Source organism: Actinoplanes sp. NPDC048791, assembly GCF_040650095.1.
Lineage (GTDB): Bacteria > Actinomycetota > Actinomycetes > Mycobacteriales > Micromonosporaceae > Actinoplanes.
The window spans coordinates 1-2,771 of the sequence record NZ_JBEZGQ010000453.1; the positions used below are offsets into that span (position 1 = coordinate 1).

Consider the following 2,771-nt stretch of genomic DNA (forward strand, 5'->3'; position numbering starts at 1 on the left):
CCGCCCGGTCGCCGAGGTGGCGGTGTCCTGCGCGGTCACGGCCACCTCGCGGCTGCCCGGCTTCGGCACCCCGAAGACCTTGCCGTCGGGCAGCCGGATGTACGCCGGGTTGTCGGCCTTGACCAGGCCCAGCCGGCGGGCGGCGGCGTCCAGGCTGCCCGGGCTGTTGTTGGCGGCGATCTCGTTCTCCAGCTCCTGCTGCTGGGAGTCCAGCTTGGCCTGCTGCTTCTGCAGCGTGTCGATCCGGAACGAGTTCTCCGCCGTCTTGGTGTTGATCAGCAGGATGCCGAGCACCCCGGCCACGACGACCGCCACCACGAGCGCGATGAACGGCGCGCGCGGCGCGTTGATCGGCGCGGGCGGCGCCACCCGCAGGCGCGGGGTCGTGATCGGGTCACGCTGCTGCTCGGTGTTGAGCTTGAGGGCGGTGGCGCCCTGGACGGCGCTGTTCTGGACAGCGCTGTCCCGGTTGGTACCGGCCGTCGGGTTGCGGCGTGCCCCCCGGACGCCTCCGCCCGTGGTCGTACCGGTCGTCTTGCCGGCCGGCGTGCGCCGGCCCTTGCCAACCTGCTCCGTGGTCCGGCCCCCCGACCGCGGCGCAGTGGTCATGCGCTCGCTCAATGCCCCTCCCCCTCCTGGCGTTCCCCCGGGCGTAACCGCCCTTGTCCCCCGTGCGTTGTAGACAGTCGGGACCGTTCGCGGGCGGTCCCTGCCGTCTGGCCGTGCTGGTCGATCCGTTCCACCGCGCGCAGCTTCACCGAAGCCGCCCGCGGGTTCTCCGCCACTTCCGCCGCGCTGGGCAGCTCCGACCCGCGGGTCAGGAGCCGCACCGAAGGGCCCGTTCCGGGCAGTTCGACCGGCAGGTCGATCGGCCCGGTGCTGCGCGCCCTCGCGGCGAAGGCGCGCTTGACGATCCGGTCCTCCAACGATTGATACGACATCACCACAAGGCGCCCCTTCGGGGCCAAGCTGTCCAATGCCGCGGGAACCGCCGCCTCGACCGCGGCGAGTTCCGCATTTACCTCAATACGTAGCGCCTGAAACGTTCTTTTCGCGGGATTTCCACCCGTTCGCCGCGCGGCGGCCGGGATGGCGTCCCGGACCAGGTCCGCGAGGCGGGACGACGAGACGATCCGGCCCTTCGCCCGCTCCTTGACGATCGCCGAGACGACCCGGGTGGCGAACTTCTCCTCGCCGTACACCCGCAGGATGCGGACGAGCTCGCCGGGCTCGTAGCCGTTGACGACCTCCTCCGCGGTGATCCCGCGCGACTGGTCCATCCGCATGTCCAGCGGCGCGTCCCGGGCGTAGGCGAACCCACGGTCCGGCTCGTCCAGCTGGAGCGACGAGACACCGAGGTCGAACAGGCCACTGTGGAAGTGCTGGTAGCCGAGGTCGGCCAGCACCGCCGGCAGCTCGTCGTAGACCGCGTGCACGAAGTGGGTCCGGTCCGCGAACCGCGCCAGCCGCTGCCGGGAGTGCGCGAGCGCCTCGGTGTCCCGGTCGAGTCCGATCAGGACCACGTCCGGGTGCCGCTCCAGCACGGCCTCGGCGTGCCCGCCCAGGCCCAAGGTGAAGTCGACGTGCACCGCACCCGGCAGCGCGAGCGCGGGGGCGAGCAACTCGAGGCAGCGCTCGAGCAGCACCGGCACGTGTGTGCCGCGAAGCTCGCCCATCCTGACCCCCATTGCCTGCTCTTTCCGCGCTCACCCGGTCCGACCCGCACCGATCCCCGGTGCCGGCACAGCCCGGTCGTCTGTCCGTACCGCCAGATCCCCATCCGCTCGTGCCCGTTGCCATCGGGCGCGCCCGACCGGACACACGCCTGGCACCGGGGAAGAGGCGCCAGGAGCGGGAGCGGCTGGAGATCTCGCAGTACGGCGGCAGCGACGTCCGGGCCGTTTCACTGGCCCACAGGTGCCACGCCTCACAATCCGCCGGGCAGCACCCCCTCCTCGATGTCGGCGAAGTCGTCCTCGCTCGCCGAGAGGTACTGCTCCCAGGACTGCTTGTCCCAGATCTCCACCCGCGTGCTCGCGCCGATCACCACGAGCTCGCGGTTCAGCGCCGCATACTCCCGAAGATGCGCCGGGATGGTGACCCGGCCCTGCTTGTCGGGGATCTCGTCGTGCGCACTGGCGAAGAACACCCGGCTGTAGGCCCGGGCGGCCTTGTGGGTGACCGGCTGTTCGCGCAGCTGGTCGGCGATCCGCTGGAACTCCGGCATCGGGAAGACGTACAGGCAACGCTCCTGCCCCTTGGTGATCACGACACCTCCCGCCAACTCGTCGCGGAACTTCGCCGGAAGGATCAGTCGGCCCTTGTCGTCCAGGCGCGGGGTGTGCGTGCCGAGGAACATCGGCCCAACCCCCCTGCCCCGGGCGCCGCCGCAGAGCCAGCTCTGTGCGGATCACCTGTCGTCTGGGCCGGCAAATCCCCTCGGATTCAGCTCCTCCTCAGGCCCTGCCACTGCGCTCCACTCTACTCCACTTCCCTCCACTCGCAACCAGAATGACGGCTTCCGCGAACCCGATTCGCGGATGTATCCGCACGTCAGAGCCGGTGGAGTGGAAGTGGAGGGCCGGGCGGGCCGCACCATGGTCCACTTTCCGACATGCCGCCCACCCGGGCACGAAAGTCCCCCGAATTCGGGCGTTGGGGAAGGCGCGGCTGCCCTTCGGCACCTCATCGGGGAGGAAAGTGGAGGAGAAAGTGGAGCGCGGCAGGCCGGAGTGGCCCGCTTCGTGCACTGCGGCAGCGAATCCGCCCTG

At 70.7% G+C, this 2,771-nt stretch carries 3 protein-coding genes; all 3 read right to left on the minus strand.

Annotated elements, in window-relative coordinates:
* Positions 1-609: hypothetical protein (locus tag AB0C29_RS27675; RefSeq protein WP_360825873.1), on the minus strand; the 609-nt coding region annotated here is incomplete at its 3' end.
* Between the two features lie 8 nt (positions 610-617).
* Positions 618-1,676: a 16S rRNA (cytosine(1402)-N(4))-methyltransferase RsmH gene (rsmH, locus tag AB0C29_RS27680; RefSeq protein WP_360549014.1), complete on the minus strand. Its 1,059-nt coding sequence runs from the start codon at positions 1,674-1,676 to the stop codon at positions 618-620.
* Between the two features lie 251 nt (positions 1,677-1,927).
* A complete protein-coding gene (mraZ, locus tag AB0C29_RS27685; RefSeq protein WP_212993900.1) occupies positions 1,928-2,359 on the minus strand; it encodes a division/cell wall cluster transcriptional repressor MraZ in 432 nt (143 codons plus the stop codon).
* Positions 2,360-2,771: the final 412 nt, after the last annotated feature.